A 17,242-nucleotide genomic window follows, 5' to 3' on the forward strand; every position below is an offset into this window, starting at 1 on the left:
ATGAAAAGGAAATGAAGACTAAAGAATCATCCTTGCCCACGGCAAGGATCAAGCAATCATTTTGAAAAAATGGAAACAACAACTTTACATAAAGAGCTAATAGAAAAACGCCAAAAGCTTCAAACGATCACCGCCGCACTCAAGGAGCGTTTCCTTGGTCTCGACGGTGTCATCGATGAAGTCATGGCCATCTTATTGCCGTGGCATCTTTTCCCCGAAGCACAACTGCGTCCCACGGTAATCAACCTCTGGGGCCTCACCGGCTCCGGCAAGACCGCTTTGGTGCAAGCCATCGTCGAGCTCCTGGACCACCGGAAATTATACAGTCACATCGACATGGGTGAATTCGAGTCCGACAGCGCCACCTGGATGAAAAACATCCTCACCGACGATCTGGCTTTTTTCCACGAGAAACCCGCGCTCATCTGTCTCGACGAATTCCAATTTGCCCGGACCCTCGATGCCAACAGCAACGAGCTTGGCAAAGACAAACTCCGTGTCATCTGGGATCTGCTCGACTCCGGCAAGATCGAATACATTCCCAGCCGCGGTACATTCTATCTTTTCCGCGCCGACAGCTGTCTCCGGCGCATGGAGCGCGCATACAAAGGCAACGTGGCGCTGGCACAAGGCAAAGTTGTCGGCGAAACCGAAACCTTCATGAAGATCTTCGAAGGCTTCTATTTCGACAACGCCAACGCGAGCATGACGGTCGACTATTTCACATCGGCCGACTTCATCGAAGGCATGTACTATCTCATCGACAACGACGAGTGCTCCAAGGAATACATCAGGCAACGCATTTTTGCTGCCACGCTTCCCGAGCTCATTGCTTTTGTGCTGGAAGGCATGCAATCGCGTCCCGCCACAAAAACGTTGGACCTTTCGCACGCCATCATTTTTGTGCTTGGCAACCTGGACGAGGCCTACACCATGAGCCACAGCATGAACCCCGACATCAGCGCCGACGAGTTCCACGAGCAAACGTCCAAGATCACCATCGCGCACATCAAACGCGCGTTGCGTCGAAGATTCCGTCCCGAGCAGATCGCGCGGTTGGGCAACAACCACGTCATCTACAAGTCGTTCAACAGTGCCCAGTTCCGCCTGCTCATCCAGCAGGAATTGAACCGGGTGGGAGATTTCATTCGGCAAAAGTTTGGATGGATGACCCGCTTCGATGAGTCGGTGGCGGACGTGGTCTATGCCGAAGGTGTTTTCCCCGCCCAGGGCACGCGCCCCGTGCTGACGACGGTGAAGAACCTGGTCGAGTCCCGGATCAGCAACCTCGCCGTTTCCATTCTCGAATACCAATGGACCATTCACGAAATTGTATGGGCTTTCCACGACGGACATTTTGTGTATACGCTGCTGAACGCGGAAGGCGAAACCGTGTCCACCATCTCCGACAAAGCGCGCCTCAAGCTCGAGAACCTGCGCAAGAGCGTGGACCCCGAACTCCAGGCCCACACCGCCGTGCACGAAGCCGGCCACGCCGTGCTCGCAGCCCTCACGTTGCGCATCGTTCCCTCCGCGGTAGTGTCGCGAACGGCGTCGGACGCCGAAGGATTTTGCCTGATCACCTTTCCAAAAGGCCCCATGACGCGCGAGACATTGAAGAAAGATATCGTCATCACACTCGGCGGTTATGTGGCGGAGCGCATGGTCTTCGGCGAGGAGATGACGTGCTCCGGCGTGTCGGCCGACATTCAGGAAGCCTCATCGCTGGCAAACAAAGCCGTGCGACAATTTGCCATGGGCAGCGACCCGATCTACCTGGCTGTGGAGAGCACGCAAAATGAAGAGGCCTTCTTTCTCTCCGAGCGCTACGCTACAGAAGCCATCAAGCTCGTCCGTGATGGCGAGCGTGAGGCAGAATTAATTCTGCAGCGCAACAAACTGCTGCTGCTCAAAATGGCGGAGTACCTCACGAAGCATTCGAGAATGGAAGAGGCTTTGATCGGGGAATACGTCATGAAATATGGCAAAGAATCGTGGCTGGAAACCGAGGGATTGATAAAGAAGGATCAGTACTACCGGTTCAATACCGTGATGGAAGACCAGTTGCGAGCGTTGGAAAAAAATGATGTGGAGACCGTAATGGAAAAGCTCATCGCCGAAGTGACGCGCGGATAAAGTAAATAATAATGATAAACGAAAATGAATAATGTTAAAACGAAGTAATATTAAAGTGGATTCCACCCCAACCTCGCTCCATTGGTATAATGGCGCTTTGGTGGATTGGACGTCGGGAATCCTGTATAAATTGAATGGCGAACAACAACGCAGCCAATATAGTATTGGCGGCTCTTTTGATGGCGTGCGGCAATCGTCCGACGGCGTGTATGCCGTTGTTTTTGACCGACACGGAACGAAGGGGTTGGTGTTGAAGCATGGAAAAATCATAAGGGAGATCAATCGCTCTTATTATTGTGCTCAAGCTTATGAGTATCCGATTGAGATCATAAAGTTGCCCGAGGGGTATGCTATTGTCCATTGCCCGGAGGAATATAATTTGATTGAAATTGAGCTTATAGAATCCGGAAAGAAAGTAACCCAAACAGAAGGTAGAAAACCCGCGGACTGTTTTCACACCAGGTTGCAAGTCAACCCCTCGAACACGCACATGTTGAATGCCGGTTGGGTATGGCATCCTTATGGGATCCTGGAATTGTATGATCTGAAGCATGCCATCGCAGACAACAGCCTGTTCGATAATTTGTCTGTGAAGATTCCCATCAGCGGGGAAGTAGGTTCGGCCGCGTTTTTGGGTGATGATCATTTTGTCGTGGGAACAACTTACGAAGGACCCCTTGACGATGAAGCGCCTGACGAGAACGAATTAGGACCTAATCAGATTGGACTGTTCTCTATATCCGCGAATCGATTCGTGAAGGTGTGTTCGGTTGATCGTACCATCGGGACTTTGGTGCCGATGAGTGCAGACTATGTTTTGGATTTATATCAACATCCCAAGGTCATCGACATTAATAGTGGAGCAGTTCTGGAATCCGTTACGGACATTGATTCCGGCAAGCAGGACTTGGCGATTACTCATCGTTCGGACATGATCCCTCCTATGGCCATTTCGCTTGCAGAGCGAAGAATTGCGATTGGAGCGGGGAACGCAATCGAGATACTGGAATGGCCCGCGTAGGGCAGCGGAAATAATCACCCTAAAGATCTGCCGTGTGAATGCGACGATCATGGTTTTGAAACTAATGATCAAAAAAAGAGACGATCGCACACGCTATAACTTACTTTTGAATTCACGGCCATAGAAATGAACTACAAGCTTTTCCTCGACGACCTCCGCCAGGTCCAAAGCATTTACCCTCACGCTGCCGAATCCGATTTCGTCGTCGTCCGCTCCTGTGCCGACTTCATCAAAACGATCCAACAAAAGGGCCTCCCCGAATTCATAAGCTTCGACAACGACCTGGGCTGCGACGAAAACGAAGTTCCCCTGCCCGAGGGATACGATGCGGCAAAATGGTTGGTCTATGAAAGCGGCATGGATTTGTCCGAGCTAAAATTCAGCGTCCATTCTTCAAACCCGGTGGCCAAGGTGAACATCACTTCGCTGCTGGATAACTATATTAAATTTTTGAGATCTTCGAAGGGGACAAACTTTTAGGACTTCTCTATTCGAGCTAGGCCGCCGTAACAACCCACGCGGGCGGCTGTCACTTTTTTCTTTTTCCTTTGGTGAACCCCGGCTCCTTCTGATCCTGTTGTGTAAACCGCATGCCGGGCTCACTTTTATCCGAACTATGACGTTGGTAACGGATGGATCGTCTCGTGCCCTCAATCTTGCGTTTAATGGCTAGTCGTTTCTGTGCCACTTTGTCGTCGTCGAGTGTGAAGTTATCGTTGTCGTCTAACTTTGGATCGAAGAAACCGGAATACCCGCCGGGGTTCACCCCAAATGATTTCAGGGTAGAGCCGTCCTTGTTAACGGTTCCCATAAAATCATTGCGACCTGCGAATTCATCGGTGCTGGTAAAATATAAGGGCAACAGAAAGTTGGACACTTCGATGCCGTCGATCTTGTAGCGTTCGGACTGGACGGCGTCGCACATCTCATACCAATGGAACACGGTTCGTTTCACCTTCGGGTTTGGGTGGGGGCCAGCAACGAGGAGATTCACTTCCGGGTCGCCTATTAATTCCATCACCTCATGCGAGAGTGTGACCGACCACGCTTCCCCCAATTGCCTGGCGATGTCCAGGAAAACGAAGCCGAATGGTATGCCCCGGTTGTTCAGATCGTGATAGCCAATGGCATCCTCAACATCGGCTTTGTCCCATAGATAAATAACGGCGTCGCCTCGCATGTCGATGGCCCGTTGTGTATCGGGATTTTTACTACTTCGTCCTTCCAGTCGCACGGTTGCGCTCAGGCTCCAATACGGTTCGAAGTCTTCTTTGATCTGACGGTTGATGGCCCTGATCACGGTTTGAAGTTCAGCGTCCGAAACTTTTCCATTGCTGTGGTTGATGATGGAGATGATCATATTTATTTTGATTTGTGGGTCTGAGGGTAATTTTTTTTTTGTGATCGATTGAACGCTCGTAGTTACCGGCAAACCTTTCGCATGGAGGGAGCCGGCACAGTCCAAATAAAGGCTAAAAATAAAAAGCCCACCTTTCCATCACTTTGCAGCGACAGAACAGATGGGCTCATAAATCGAATATAAGAAATGACCTGGTATTTACAATGCTTTACTCATTTAAATGATCATGGTGACCAGAATCATCATTCACTTTCGGCGTTGTAACATTCAAGACGCAACAGTAGTAAAAGGTTCCCTCGCAAAAGTAGCGTTGCTTTTTCCGGACTAAAGAATAATGTCATGTTTTGGTTCCAGGGCAGGAGGCAAATCGGTTTCCCCCAGCATTTCCCGGAGATCGATTTCAATCATTCGGCACAACTGGGAGATGGGCACATCATTGGCGTTCCCTTCAAATGGATTTTCCGTGCTTTCCCCAACCTGATCCAAGGAAGTATACACCCAAGAGATCAATAGGCTAAAAGGAATGACCAACCAGATCATATTTCCTTTCATGAATCCTTCAACGCCTTCGTTAAGCTTGTCAAACTCGCGTAGCATGCCGAATGGAAGAAGAAAGGAAAACAATTTCACGAACATCGAATTGATCGTAGCAAATTGCCTGGGATAAGGAAAATTCTTGATCCGTTCGCTCCGGCCTTGTTGCGTGTAAAATTCTTTGATGGTCCGCTGCATTTCAACTAGCTGAAGCACGACGATCTCCTGGTTGGCGTAAAGCTCCTTTAAGGTCTTGCTTTGCAACGCCATGATCTGCGTGGCTTTACTTTTGGTTGACAATATATAGGTTAACTCTTCTGGTGAAAGATATTTGGAAAGTTCAGTGTCCAAAGAAGTCTCGTTTTCGGGAACGCTATAATATTTTTGATACTCTATATTATATCGCTTGCGAACATTTTCCCAGGCTCTCTTTTCCCGCATCTGAAAACGCATCACGGTCAGCCAGGCGAGGTGCCGGTAAATAAGTTGTTTTGTTTTCTCTGGATTGCTCAAAAAATCCCGGCAGATGATGCCCCACGATCGGCTGTTGTTCACGATCTCTCCCCAGATCTGCCGGGCCTCCCAAGTGCGGTTATACGTTTGCGTATTTTTGAAGCCTACGATGAATGCCGTAGCGGTACCTAAAAGCGCTACGACTGTCCACGGAATCGCCACCCATGTTAGCCCAGCTACTTGGTAAAGAACGACCGCAGTAATGCCGATGGCGGCTAAGCGATAAATGTCCCTCCGGGTCCAAATGAGAAACTCAAAAAATTTGTATGATTTGCCGGTGTGCATGGAAATGAATCTTGCGTGAAAGGGGTTGAATATACGTCATCGGGTTGTCAGATGCCAGTGTCTCGACCAACCCAATTTATACCCAGCCTTAAAATGTCTTCTCTATTTTCGCACTGAGCGTTTTGTGCGATAGTGTGGGGTGATCCGTAAATCTTTTGCGCATTTCATAGCCCCGGAGCGGAGCTATGAAATGCAACAAAAGATTTGCGCACAAAGATCAACTATCCCATTGAATGCTCAGCCCCCAAACACAGACAAAAAAGGTTCAACTAATCCTTTCCCAAACCAACGTCCGAACAATCTCCTCCCCCTCCAAAGTCGTTGTCTCCAATTGAATAACCAGCCGGTCATCACTAACCTTCAAATCCCTATAAACCGTCATCCCAACATTAGAAGGCGTAATAGATCCCATCAACGTATGCGCAACCTTCCCGCTCTCGTTGTCTATTGCATACGTTCCAAAATACGCATCATAGCCACCCGCCGCGCTGGTATTATTTTGCCCTGCAGTAAAAACTTGTTTATTCGAACCCTCTGTCCGGTCGCGTTTCATAAACTGCGCCGAAAAACGATCCTTTGCATACGAAAGAATCCCCATCGGATCGGACCCCAACACGGGATCGATCCTCCGCTGTCCATCTTTGGTATAATCCTCCCGCGAGATCAACCACCAAATACCTTGCATGGCGGCCAGGGAAGCAGTAGAAGAAACTGAAGTGGTCATGGTCTTAATTTTTTTCTAAGATATCAATGCTTTCAGTATTTTCGGTCTCCCGGGAGAAAGTTCTATTTCATTTCGTAAATTTTCGCGGACGATTCATCACCCGAACGGGTTATTGCCCGCACGGGACTTTAGTGCGTACATTTCATGATCGTTTCGTCTAATCGTCATCACCATGAAACTCCAACAACCCCACCCCCAAACACGCTCGAGTTTTTATCAACTGTTTTTCAAAACAAACAAAGCTTTGTTGATGACGCTGTTCGCATGCATCGCGACCGCGTTCCTCGCGTCATGCAAGGACGATGAAAAAGAAAATGGCCCCACCGGCGACACCGAATTCAAACAGAAAATGCGGGCCTTCGTTATCGACATAAGCCAATACGCCAAAGCCACCCAGCCAAACTTCAACATCATTCCGCAAAACGGGATCGAACTGGTGAGCAGCAACGGCGACAATTCCGGCGCGCCACACACTGCCTACCTGAACGCCATCGACGCCAACGGCCAGGAAGATCTGTGGTATGGCTATGACAACGACGACCAGGCCACGCCCAATGACGTGAGCACCTATCTGAAAGAGCTATTGGCGATCTCAAAGAACGCCGGCAACACCATACTCGTAACCGACTATTGCTCCACCACTTCAAACATAGAAGACTCCTATCTTCAAAATAGCAACGCCGGCTTCATTTCGTTTGCCGCCACACAAAGAGAACTAAATATCATCCCAACTTTCCCAAAACCGATTCATGGTGAAAACAATGCGGTAGTGACGTCGCTGTCACAGGTAAAAAATTTCTTATACCTCATTAACCCCGCAGATTTCCCCACCAAATCGGATTTCATAAGCGCGGTAACGGCCACAAACTATGATCTTTTGATCATGGACCTATTCTTTTCAGACGGCACAGCCTTCACAGCATCGGAAGTGGCACAGTTGAAGAACAAAGCCAACGGCGGAAAAAGACTGGTCATCTCTTACATGTCCATCGGCGAAGTGGAAGACTATAGGTACTATTGGCAAGCTGCCTGGAACACCACCAAGCCCTCCTGGATGGACGCCGAAAACCCGGATTGGCCGGGAAACTTCAAAGTAAAATACTGGGACCCGGAATGGCAGCACATCATTTTTGGCAACGATCAATCGTATCTGAAGAAAATATTAGACGCTGGTTTCGATGGGGTCTACCTGGACATTATCGACGCCTTTGAATTTTACGAGTGAAACTGAATAGCCCGCCCGTTTCAGGATGAAATCAAGACCGGGTTAAGTGAGCCATTAACTTTTGTATCTTGTTGTCTTAATCATACTGTTGCATGGATGAATTTAAAGCGGACCTTTACGATTATGATTTTCAAGCCATCTACGATACCATAAAAGAACACTATCCCATTGAAGAAGACCACCATCATTATACACGGGAGACCCTGAAGACATTTGCAGGCTATAAAAAGATAGAAAGGCTGGTCGGGGAGAATTTCTTTGACAAAAAGAACTACAAAACGCGTTGGACCGACTTTCAGAAATTTTTAAAGCAATCCATAGACAAGAAAATAGACAACACCCATACACTGGCCAATACTTGTTTTAGCGGAAACGTTACGGTGGACGAACTGATCACCCGGGAATATGTAAAGACAAAAGCGCTACGCTATTTTATCAGTGTCTTGGGGCCGTACTACAGTATTTATGCCGTTGATCATTCGGAAGTAAAGCTGCCAACAAAGATGAGCGCGTATAGGAATGAGGAAACGCGCATCATTTCTTATCATGCCGATCATGTGGCAACCGTCTCCCCGGTATTCGAATATGAATCGTCGTTTGTGCAATTGCAGACCAGGATCAAGGAGAGGTTCCCTACTTACAAATTTATTCCTTACGAAATCGGCGTTTCTACTATCGATGGCATTTCAGTCTATTCGAATGTATTTGGTGGCGACGAGGATGCACATAAAGACTCAATTTATCGGGGATTATTCGGTCCGCTCGTCGCGCCGAAGTGTGCCTTGCGGGGAGATAAGAAATATGGTTTTTCGGAATGGTTGAAGCCGCTATCAAAGGCAGAATCTGAGGGGCTTGAACTATTGAGGCAGCACATTGCCCAAACGGCCAGTCCATCAATGCAAAAGCAAGCTTCCATCCACAAAGTATGGAAGATAAAGCACTGGAAATTATTACAAGTGATGCACAACCCTGGGGGTGGACTGTTCGGCGTGAGCCTGACTGACATCATGGATCTAACCGATCCCGAAAAAATTATCTGTCCTGCCGGAATAAGAAACGCGCCCGAGATAAGCAGCTATAAAATGGATGGAGAGAATTTGATCTTCAATGAAAAATTATCCTATAACATTCTCGAAGTTTCACCAGATGAATTGAAAGTTGTCATGCATGTAAATATAGACGCCGGACCCCGGTCTATTAGAGGAGCCCTTTGTGAACTGACCTACGAACCGTTGACCGAATGGAAAGATCCTCAAGCCATCTGGACGAGTATGCACAGACTCGACAAGCCCACGGAATAATTTATGCTGTTTCATTTTTTCATGGCCGTCAAAGTTTCTAAATTAGGAGGGGCTCTGGGGTGTGGAGCCCGTTTCGTGCGATCATACTAAACCCGTTTTATCATGGAAAAGACCATCCGCACATTGATTGTAGACGATCACGGCCTGATGCGGCAGGGCATGATCTCCATGCTGGCAAGCGAGCCCGCCATTGAAATTGTCGGCACCCTCGAAAGCGGCGAAAGTGCCGTGAACTTTGCCAACGACAAGGCGCCGGACCTCATTCTCATGGACATTGTCATGAAAGGCATGACGGGCATCGAGGCCACCCGCTGGATCAAAGAGCAGAATCCTAAGATCAAGATCATCCTCGTCTCTGGCGAAGTAACCAAAGACTTCATCACGGCCGGCATAAAGTCGGGTATCGATGGCTATCTTCCCAAGGATTCCGACAAAGAAACTTTGCTGCAGGCGATACAGACCGTGATGAAAGGCGAGCGGCATTTCAGCCCGGAGATCACGGCGCTGGTGTTTGAGGATTTTTATCTAAAAGAAAAAGACGGCACGGGACTCCCTACACGCAAGACCACCGAACTGACAAAACGCGAAGAAGAAGTGCTGGTACTCATCGCCGACGGCAAAACGCTAAAGGAAGCGGCCGATATTCTTTTTATCAGCGTAAAGACGGTTGAAACCCATAAGATGCACATCCAGGACAAGCTGGGTCTTACCAATACGGCACAGTTGGTAAAATATGCCATCGAACACGACCTCATTTCGGTGAACCGCAAGAAGTGAATCACTTTAGGAACATCAGCCTTTTCCTGATGTCCCATACAAATCCCTGATTTTTCAGAATCCGTCGCTCCCCGATGCATGGCGCAACGCCAAAATGCAATTTTGTCTCATCAAACAACACGACGATGAGAGACACGAAGATTGAAAACGAAGCCGTTGCACAAGAAAACGTTACCTCGCTGGCCGGCCTGGAGCTGGTGAAGGCGAAAGGAGAGATCGAACAATTTATTTATAGCTGCTCGCATACCCTCCGCGCGCCGTTGAAGTCCATCGCCGGCCTGGTCCACCTGTTGAAAAGCAGTGAAGGCAACCCGGAGATCGATCCCAGATTCTTTTTGGAGTCGATCGAAAAAACATGTAGCAAAATGGAATTGTTGCTCGATGATTTCGAACAATTCCTTGCGAATTCGCGTCAGCGGGTGGCCACTCACCCGGTAGATGTGAGGGAGATCTTGGAGGAAGTGCTGCAGGACTTTCAGGTCGTGATAGAAGAGGAACACATTCAGGTTTCCATGAACTGCGACCAAACGGTCCCATTCTACACGGACAAAAACCGCTTCCGGGTGGTCTTGTCACATCTCATTTCAAATGCCATTCAGTTTCGGAACAATGAAAGAGAAAAGATGGAGGTGCGCATTCACGTGAAGGTATTTCCATCGTTTTGTACGGTGCAGGTGCGCGACAACGGCGTGGGCATCGAGGACCAGGTTCGCTCGCATATTTTCGATCTCTTCTATCGCGGCTCCATGCAGTCAACCGGTTCCGGTGTGGGGTTGTATATCGTGAAAGAGGTTCTGAACAAGATGAAAGGTTCGATCACCGTGCGATCGACAGAAACGAAGGGGTCCACCTTTCTGATCTCTATACCCAACTTGATGCCATAAAAAGATTACCCAGGTTAATATTATGATCAGGATAGGCTGTGTAGGAAGGTTCCGCCGGGCGTCAGATCAGGGATTTCCTGATGCCATCCCTAACTTCCTGATTTTTGAAAATCCGTATCGCACTGATGTTTGCCGCCCCCACAGGTTGCAATTTTGATCTACAAATAAACCCATTACTCAGTATACCCATGAAAACAAAATGTAACGAGGTTGCCGCACCCATCACAACCTTCATCGTATTGGATGAAAAAAGATTCCTGGCCTTCACCGGCTCCAACGATGGTGTGATGCGGGCCACCGCCTCGGCTTTTATCAAGCACATGCCCACCATGACACAGGACCTCACCGACGCCGCCTGGACCGACGACCGAGAGCGCGTGCGTGCAATGCTTCACAAGATCAAGTCGGCAGCGGGCCTCTTCGCGTCTGCCCTCTTTGTGAAGACGATGGCGACTTTGGAAACTAATGTAGATGGGCTCACCAAACCGGAGGTGGTTCAAAGTACCAGCCGCATCACGGAAACCATAGACCTGTTGAAAGAAGAAGTCCGGATCTTTTTGGAAAACCTGAACGCAGTCGTCTCTAAATAAATCAACGAAATGTTAGCCATCCGCCGATCCAACCACCCCGATGATGCCGAGCGCAGAAGGCTCGAAGCGCTTTACCGCTCGGGTATCCTCGACACGGAACCCGAGCAAGCCTTCAACGACATTGTTGATCTGGCCGCCACGCTTTGTGATGTGCCCACGGCAATGATCAGCTTTGTGGATGCCAACCGGCATTGGTTCAAGGCTACATCGGGCACCTACGTGCCAAGCCCCGATCGAACAACGGCGTTTTGTGCGTATGCTATTCAACAACCCGGTATATTATTGATCCCCGACGCGAAGCATGATGTCAGGTTTGCCGATCATCCTGCAGTGGCAGGTGTTTCGGGTATCCGTTTTTACGCCGGCGTACCCTTGGTCACACCTGAGGGCTATGCGCTGGGTACGTTGTGTGTTTGGGATCTTCAGCCGCGCACGTTGTCACAAAAACAGGTCGACAATCTTTATGGCTTGGGACGACAAGTCATGAAGCTGCTTGCCTTGCGGCAGCACGTTCAGGAGTTGGAAGATCAAAAGTCATTTTTACAAGGACATAACCTCAGCCTGCACCAACTCAATCAGGAGTTTCAGGCTTCCGAGGAAGAGATCCGCAGCAATCTTGAGCAGATCAGCGAGCTGCAACAAAACCTGGAATCGCAGGAGCGTCAATACCGCGAGCTGGTGGAAAACGCGAGCGACCTCATCTATGAATTGGATGCCGATGGGAAGTTTACGTTTGCCAACAGCCTCATGCAAACCGTGGTGGGGTTCACCAAGGAGGAGTTGAGCAAGATGCACTATTGGGAGTTGGTTCACCCGTATTACCTGGAAGGCGTCATAGAATTTTATCGCCGCCAGCGCAAAAGCCTCACGGAGAATTCTTACCTGGAATTTGTGCTCAACGCCCGCAACGGCGAAGAGGTTTGGGTTGGTCAAAATGTGCGCATGTTCTTTGAGGAAAACGGACGTGTCTACAAAGTGAGCGCGATCACCCGGAACATCACCGAGTTGAAATGGGCGGAACGGAAACTGGAAGGCAGCGAAAAAAGATTCAGACTTTTATCGGAACATGCTCCCGTGGGAATTTTTCAGACCGACGCCGCCGGTCAGTGCACCTACGTGAACCTTCGTTGGTGCGAGATCGCCGGCCTTTCGGAAGAAGACGCCATGGGCGATGGCTGGATAACGTCCATCCACCCCGACGACCGTCACCGGATGGTTCACGCCTGGCGCAGTGCCATCGCCGCACACGAAGAATTTGTTTTAGAGTTCCGGTTTATCGACCAGTGCAAGAACATTCGCTGGGTGACCGGCCGTGCCCTGCAGATAACCGACGACCAAGGCCTGCCTGCGGGCTATATCGGAACGCTCAACGACATCACCGAACTGAAGGAAGTTCATCGCAAGCTCGAAGAACGCGAGGAGATGTATCGCTTGTTATCGACGAACTCGGGTGACATGGTTTCCCTCTACAAGGCCGACGCAGCCTCTACCCGTGTTTTTGTTTCACCGAGCGTACGCTACATTTTGGGTTATGAGCCCGACGAACTGATCGGCCAATCTCCCTATGCGCTCATTCACCCGGAAGATGCCGAGCGTGTGCGGGGTATGATCGGCGACATTGTTCGTCGTGGTACCATTGCCATTATGGAATATCGCCTGCGCAAGAAGAACGGCGAATTCATATGGCTCGAATCGAATGCCCGGCCCTTCCTCGATCGCAACGGGAACATGTTGGGCTTTCAATCGTCGGCCCGCGACATCACGAAACGCAAACAGTTTGAGGCATCGTTGCAGGAGGCAAAAGAGAAAGCGGAAGAAGCTACGTTGGCCAAAAGCCAATTCCTGTCGAGCATGAGCCATGAGATCCGTACGCCCATGAACGCCATCATTGGTCTTACGAATTTGTTGCTGCTGGATCGGCCGCGCAAAAATCAACGCGAACAATTGGGCCTGCTCAAATTCTCGGGCCAGAACCTGCTCACCATCATCAACGACATCCTCGACTTCAGCAAAATCGAAGCCGGCAAGATTGCCCTCGAGCACGTCGACTTCGACCTGACGCAACTCATCGCGAAAACAAAAGATATGCTGGAGCACAATGCCCAACAGAAGGGCATCCCGCTTCAACTGGTGTACGACCAGACGCTTCCGGCGGTCGTCAAAGGCGACTCCGTGCGATTGGCGCAAGTGATCACCAACCTGGTGAGCAATGCCATCAAGTTCACCGAATCAGGTTGTGTGACGCTGGCGGTGCAAGACGAGGGCACGCGCCAAGGCAAGCGGATCGTTCGCTTTTCCGTTACCGACACGGGCATCGGCATCGAGCCCAGTAAGATCGATGCTATATTCGACAGCTTCGTTCAGGCCGATGCCGATACCACACGCAAATACGGCGGCACGGGCCTTGGCCTCTCCATCGCCCGAAACCTGGTGAACCTCATGGGCAGTGATATTGCCGTCGAAAGTACTCCCGGTGTGGGCTCCACGTTCAGTTTTACTTTGCCGGTGGAAGAAGGGGTAAACACCGCGAGCGTTCAGCAGGAAGAGACAACTGGCGGTGCCCTTCGGAACATCGACATCCCGGTGCTGCTGGTTGAAGATAACGAGATCAACCAGATGATCGCCTGCAGTTTCCTCGAGTCGTGGGGCGTGAAGGTGGATGTGGCCAACAACGGTAAAGAAGCCGTAGAGAAAGTTGCGAAAAAGAATTATGCGCTGGTGCTGATGGACATACAAATGCCCGTGATGGACGGATATGAGGCGACGCGTCAAATTCGCGCGATGCCCGATGCGCACTACCGCAATATGCCGATCCTGGCGTTGACCGCTTCGGCCATGCTGGGGATGCGCGACAAAGTGATGGAGGCGGGGATGAACGATTTCATCAGCAAACCTTTCGTGCCGGAAGATTTGCATCGAAAGATCACCCTGCACGCTCGCGGCTAGCGATGATGCAATAAGATCTGAATATGCTCGAGTAACCTGTCAATGTTACAGGGCTTTTTCAAAAAACCTGCGGCGCCAAGATGAAGGCTTTTGTCTTCATTCTCCGGTGTAGCGTTGGCGGAGAACACCAGAACAGGAATGGTGTTGTGGACGGGGTTTGACTTCACGTTCTTCAGGAACGTGAAGCCGTCCATCTCCGGCATGCGCAGGTCGGTGATGATCAGGTGGGGAACAAAGGTCTGTAACTTTTCAAGCGCCTCGCTGCCGTTCGTGGCCCCTTGCATCTCATAACCCTCCATGTCCAGCAGCTCCAGCAGGCTTTCCAACACGTCGGGCGTGTCTTCGATCAACAAGATCTTTTGTTTCATACGCGCAAGGGTAGGGTAACGGTAAACGAAGTGCCTTCGCCGGCTTGGCTGCTGAGGTGAATTTGCCCGGCCAACAGATCAACCGCTTTTTTAACGATGGATAAACCGAGGCCCGTGCCTTGAATGGTGCCCACATTGGCGCCCCGGTGAAACGCCGAAAAGATGTTTTGCTGATCTTCAGATGTGATGCCGATGCCTTTGTCTTTTACTTCTAGCTTGAGAAAATCGGGCGAATTGGTGACGCGCAGCATGACCGACTTTTGGTCCGGAGAAAATTTGATGGCATTGGTGATGAGGTTGATCAGAATGTTGCGCAGCAATTTCTCGTCGGCGGCAAACGATTTTACCGAGCACTGGATGAACATCTGCACCTGGTGCGTCCGCATGCTCTCTTCCACCTCGCGGACGGTTTGCTGAAAAAATGTCTCGATGTCGACCTGGGTATACTTGGTATTGATCTTGCCCGCCTCGCTTTTGCCGATCATCAGGATGTCGTCCAGCAGGTAGGTCATGTGGTCCACTTGCTTTTCGATGGTGGCCAGCTTTTTTATAAAATCATCGGCCGATATTTTTTCGCGGTGTTTTCGCAGAAAACCGGTGGCGAGCGCAATGGTCGACAACGGCGTCCGGAATTCGTGCGACGCGATGGAGACAAACCGGCTCTTCATTTCCACCAGTTCTTTCTCTTTGCGCAAAGCTTCGTTCAGCTCGCGGGTGCGCTCCTGCACTTTTGCTTCCAGGTTGACGCGGTATTCGATGAGTTCGGTGATGTTTTGACCCACCATCAGCACGCCGGTGATCTGTTGCTCTGAGTTTCTGCGGGGCGTGGTGTTGAGCAGGAAAATGAGATCGCGCTGGTCTTTCGACACCATGGGCAACTGCAGGTTGTCGAGCGGACTGCCTTTGAACGCACGCTCCAGCAAAAGCATAAATTCCTGGCGATGATCTTCGCGGATACAAAGCCCGATGTTCTTCCCCAACATTTCATTTTTGGTGTAGCCCGTAACCTGTTCGGTCACACGATTCCATTCGTTGATATAGCCGTTGCGATCGGCACCGAAGATGGGTGCATTGGCGTGCTGAATGAGTTCCGAAAGCTCGCGGGCAATGGCCGTGATGTTGCGTTCAAATTCTTTTTGGCCCGTGATGTCCTGCATCGAGCCGATCATCCGCACGGGATGTTCGTCCTGGTAGATGATGTAGGCGCGATTCAATACATACTTATATGAATCATCCGCGCACCGATAGCGGTATTGCGAGATCCAGTTGGTCCGCAGTTGGGCAAAGGCTTGTCCGATCTCCAGGTTCACGCGTTCGAAATCTTCCGGGTGAATTTTTTCTTTCCACCATTCCTTGGCCGTGCTGATCTGCCGGTCGGCATAGCCAAAGATGGTTTCGATGCCGTGGTTCCACACTTCAGAGTCGCGTTCGATGTCGCGGTCCCAAATGGCGTCGTTGGTGGCGCGCGACAGGATCTCGTAGCGTTGGTTATATTCCAGCAGCACTTCTTCAAACGTCTTGCGCTCCGAGATATCCTGGATCACGCCGAGCATCAGGCGGGCCTCATTTTCCTGTTGAATAAAATCCGCGCGCACGTGCACCCAACGAAGCGAGCCATCGTCTTTGCGAAGGATGCGGTGCTCCACGTTGAACAGCTCGCCGTTGTTTATCGCCTTAAGAGCGTCCTCTTTCACGCGTTGCAGGTCGTCGGGATAGACCAGCGCCAGGTAACTTTGCAAGGCCGGTTGATAAGCAGGCGAGACCCCAAATATTTTCCGGGTCTGGTCGTTCCACTCGGCGCGATCCGCTTCCGTGTCATAGGTCCAGTAACCGATCTTCGCGATTTCATAAGCCTTGATCAAGAGGTGCTGGCTCTTTTGGATCTCCAGCTCGTGCAACTTGCGCTCCGTGATGATGATGGTTTCCGACTGTTGATGGATCACCTGCGTTGCCTCCAACAGCTTGTCGTTGGTGGACGACAATTCTTCATTGATCGCCTTCAGTTCTTCGTTGGAGGCCATCAGCTCTTCGTTGGTGCGTTGAAGTTCCCGCGTTCTTTCCTGAACCGTATGCTCCAGGTTGCGGCGAGTTTCTTCCAGGGCGATGTTGCGTTGCTCGAGCTTGTTCACGAGGTCGGAACTGTACTGGTGCATCACTTCGATGGCGACGGGCGAACCTTTCGTTCCCTCCCGGCGCCGGGCCGGAGCGATCAATAATGTTCGCACCGCCTCCACCAACACATGGATCGGCGCCGGTTTCCGGATAAACAAATCGGCGCCCATGTCTTCGGCGATCTTCTCTTCGCTGAGCGACGTGTAGGTGGCGGTGTAGATGATGATGGGAATGTTGCGCAGTTTTTCGTCGTGCCGAACTTTGTAGCACAAATAATAGCCGTCGACGTTCGGCATGAGAATGTCGGTAACGATGAGGTCGACCGCTTCGGTGAGTAAGATGTCCATCGCTTCCTGGCCATCGCGTGCGGTCAGGGTAGCATAGCCCTCGGCCTCAAAGGTGGCCTCGAGCAATTTGCGCGACAGGGCCGAATCGTCCACGAGCAAAAGCTTGTATGCGTTCATGC

Annotated in this window: 14 protein-coding genes; 9 read left to right on the top strand and 5 right to left on the bottom strand. The window is 50.5% G+C overall.

Annotated elements, in window-relative coordinates; translation table 11 throughout:
* The first annotated feature begins 69 nt into the window (after positions 1–69).
* The 3 genes from D4L85_RS10195 (at position 70) to D4L85_RS10205 (ending at position 3,637) form a co-directional block, all read left to right on the top strand.
* On the top strand, positions 70–2,136 hold the full coding sequence (locus D4L85_RS10195; RefSeq protein WP_119754219.1) for an ATP-dependent metallopeptidase FtsH/Yme1/Tma family protein: 2,067 nt from the start codon (positions 70–72) through the stop codon (positions 2,134–2,136).
* 31 nt (positions 2,137–2,167) lie between these two features.
* A complete protein-coding gene (locus D4L85_RS10200; protein ID WP_160143644.1) occupies positions 2,168–3,157 on the top strand; it encodes a hypothetical protein in 990 nt (329 codons plus the stop codon).
* A gap of 126 nt (positions 3,158–3,283) precedes the next feature.
* Entirely contained in the window at positions 3,284–3,637 is a 354-nt protein-coding gene (locus D4L85_RS10205; RefSeq protein ID WP_119754221.1) for a cyclic-phosphate processing receiver domain-containing protein, read from the top strand.
* Between the two features lie 49 nt (positions 3,638–3,686).
* Here D4L85_RS10205 and D4L85_RS10210 read toward each other — a convergent pair whose 3' ends face one another.
* The 3 genes from D4L85_RS10210 to D4L85_RS10220 all read right to left on the bottom strand — a co-directional run bounded on the left by D4L85_RS10210 (position 3,687) and on the right by D4L85_RS10220 (position 6,573).
* Positions 3,687–4,517 carry a hypothetical protein gene (locus tag D4L85_RS10210; RefSeq protein ID WP_160143645.1) on the bottom strand — a complete coding sequence of 277 codons (831 nt, stop codon included), beginning with the start codon at positions 4,515–4,517 and terminating at the stop codon, positions 3,687–3,689.
* A 324-nt stretch (positions 4,518–4,841) separates the two neighbouring features.
* Positions 4,842–5,849, bottom strand: coding sequence for a bestrophin family protein (locus D4L85_RS10215; RefSeq protein WP_119754223.1), 1,008 nt, complete (start codon positions 5,847–5,849; stop codon positions 4,842–4,844).
* A gap of 265 nt (positions 5,850–6,114) precedes the next feature.
* Positions 6,115–6,573 carry a lipocalin-like domain-containing protein gene (locus tag D4L85_RS10220; RefSeq protein ID WP_119754224.1) on the bottom strand — a complete coding sequence of 153 codons (459 nt, stop codon included), beginning with the start codon at positions 6,571–6,573 and terminating at the stop codon, positions 6,115–6,117.
* Positions 6,574–6,745: 172 nt separating this feature from the next.
* Between D4L85_RS10220 and D4L85_RS10225 the strand changes: the two genes are divergently transcribed.
* The 6 genes from D4L85_RS10225 (at position 6,746) to D4L85_RS10250 (ending at position 14,296) form a co-directional block, all read left to right on the top strand.
* A complete protein-coding gene (locus tag D4L85_RS10225) occupies positions 6,746–7,798 on the top strand; it encodes an endo alpha-1,4 polygalactosaminidase (RefSeq protein WP_228450841.1) in 1,053 nt (350 codons plus the stop codon).
* Positions 7,799–7,890: 92 nt separating this feature from the next.
* Positions 7,891–9,099 carry a hypothetical protein gene (locus D4L85_RS10230; RefSeq protein WP_119754225.1) on the top strand — a complete coding sequence of 403 codons (1,209 nt, stop codon included), beginning with the start codon at positions 7,891–7,893 and terminating at the stop codon, positions 9,097–9,099.
* 102 nt (positions 9,100–9,201) lie between these two features.
* Positions 9,202–9,876, top strand: a complete 675-nt coding sequence (locus D4L85_RS10235; protein WP_119754226.1) for a response regulator transcription factor — start codon at positions 9,202–9,204, stop codon at positions 9,874–9,876.
* A gap of 125 nt (positions 9,877–10,001) precedes the next feature.
* Positions 10,002–10,760: a sensor histidine kinase gene (locus D4L85_RS10240; RefSeq protein WP_160143646.1), complete on the top strand. Its 759-nt coding sequence runs from the start codon at positions 10,002–10,004 to the stop codon at positions 10,758–10,760.
* Between the two features lie 188 nt (positions 10,761–10,948).
* Complete coding sequence (locus D4L85_RS10245; protein WP_119754228.1) at positions 10,949–11,350, top strand: Hpt domain-containing protein; 402 nt, start codon at positions 10,949–10,951, stop codon at positions 11,348–11,350.
* Positions 11,351–11,359: 9 nt separating this feature from the next.
* Positions 11,360–14,296 carry a PAS domain S-box protein gene (locus D4L85_RS10250; RefSeq protein ID WP_119754229.1) on the top strand — a complete coding sequence of 979 codons (2,937 nt, stop codon included), beginning with the start codon at positions 11,360–11,362 and terminating at the stop codon, positions 14,294–14,296.
* Here the strand turns inward: D4L85_RS10250 and D4L85_RS10255 are convergent.
* Together D4L85_RS10255 and D4L85_RS10260 are read right to left on the bottom strand one after the other, a co-directional pair.
* The gene (locus tag D4L85_RS10255; RefSeq protein ID WP_119754230.1) at positions 14,293–14,664 is read right to left on the bottom strand and encodes a response regulator; all 372 of its coding nucleotides are present in this window, start codon (positions 14,662–14,664) and stop codon (positions 14,293–14,295) included. The genes D4L85_RS10250 and D4L85_RS10255 overlap by 4 nt on opposite strands.
* Positions 14,661–17,240, bottom strand: a complete 2,580-nt coding sequence (locus D4L85_RS10260) for a PAS domain-containing protein (protein WP_119754231.1) — start codon at positions 17,238–17,240, stop codon at positions 14,661–14,663. Before D4L85_RS10260 ends, D4L85_RS10255 begins: the two co-directional genes overlap by 4 nt.
* Between the last annotated feature and the right edge of the window lie 2 nt (positions 17,241–17,242).

Source organism: Chryseolinea soli, from assembly GCF_003589925.1.
GTDB classification, from domain to species: domain Bacteria; phylum Bacteroidota; class Bacteroidia; order Cytophagales; family Cyclobacteriaceae; genus Chryseolinea; species Chryseolinea soli.

What these genes read in the sequence shown, in the direction of transcription:
- D4L85_RS10195 (WP_119754219.1), top strand. Translation starts at nt 70, where the DNA reads ATGGAAACAACAACTTTACATAAAGAGCTAATAGAAAAACGCCAAAAG.
- D4L85_RS10200 (WP_160143644.1), top strand. Translation starts at nt 2,168, where the DNA reads ATGTTAAAACGAAGTAATATTAAAGTGGATTCCACCCCAACCTCGCTC.
- D4L85_RS10205 (WP_119754221.1), top strand. Translation starts at nt 3,284, where the DNA reads ATGAACTACAAGCTTTTCCTCGACGACCTCCGCCAGGTCCAAAGCATT.
- D4L85_RS10210 (WP_160143645.1), bottom strand. Translation starts at nt 4,517, where the DNA reads ATGATCATCTCCATCATCAACCACAGCAATGGAAAAGTTTCGGACGCT.
- D4L85_RS10215 (WP_119754223.1), bottom strand. Translation starts at nt 5,849, where the DNA reads ATGCACACCGGCAAATCATACAAATTTTTTGAGTTTCTCATTTGGACC.
- D4L85_RS10220 (WP_119754224.1), bottom strand. Translation starts at nt 6,573, where the DNA reads ATGACCACTTCAGTTTCTTCTACTGCTTCCCTGGCCGCCATGCAAGGT.
- D4L85_RS10225 (WP_228450841.1), top strand. Translation starts at nt 6,746, where the DNA reads ATGAAACTCCAACAACCCCACCCCCAAACACGCTCGAGTTTTTATCAA.
- D4L85_RS10230 (WP_119754225.1), top strand. Translation starts at nt 7,891, where the DNA reads ATGGATGAATTTAAAGCGGACCTTTACGATTATGATTTTCAAGCCATC.
- D4L85_RS10235 (WP_119754226.1), top strand. Translation starts at nt 9,202, where the DNA reads ATGGAAAAGACCATCCGCACATTGATTGTAGACGATCACGGCCTGATG.
- D4L85_RS10240 (WP_160143646.1), top strand. Translation starts at nt 10,002, where the DNA reads ATGAGAGACACGAAGATTGAAAACGAAGCCGTTGCACAAGAAAACGTT.
- D4L85_RS10245 (WP_119754228.1), top strand. Translation starts at nt 10,949, where the DNA reads ATGAAAACAAAATGTAACGAGGTTGCCGCACCCATCACAACCTTCATC.
- D4L85_RS10250 (WP_119754229.1), top strand. Translation starts at nt 11,360, where the DNA reads ATGTTAGCCATCCGCCGATCCAACCACCCCGATGATGCCGAGCGCAGA.
- D4L85_RS10255 (WP_119754230.1), bottom strand. Translation starts at nt 14,664, where the DNA reads ATGAAACAAAAGATCTTGTTGATCGAAGACACGCCCGACGTGTTGGAA.
- D4L85_RS10260 (WP_119754231.1), bottom strand. Translation starts at nt 17,240, where the DNA reads ATGAACGCATACAAGCTTTTGCTCGTGGACGATTCGGCCCTGTCGCGC.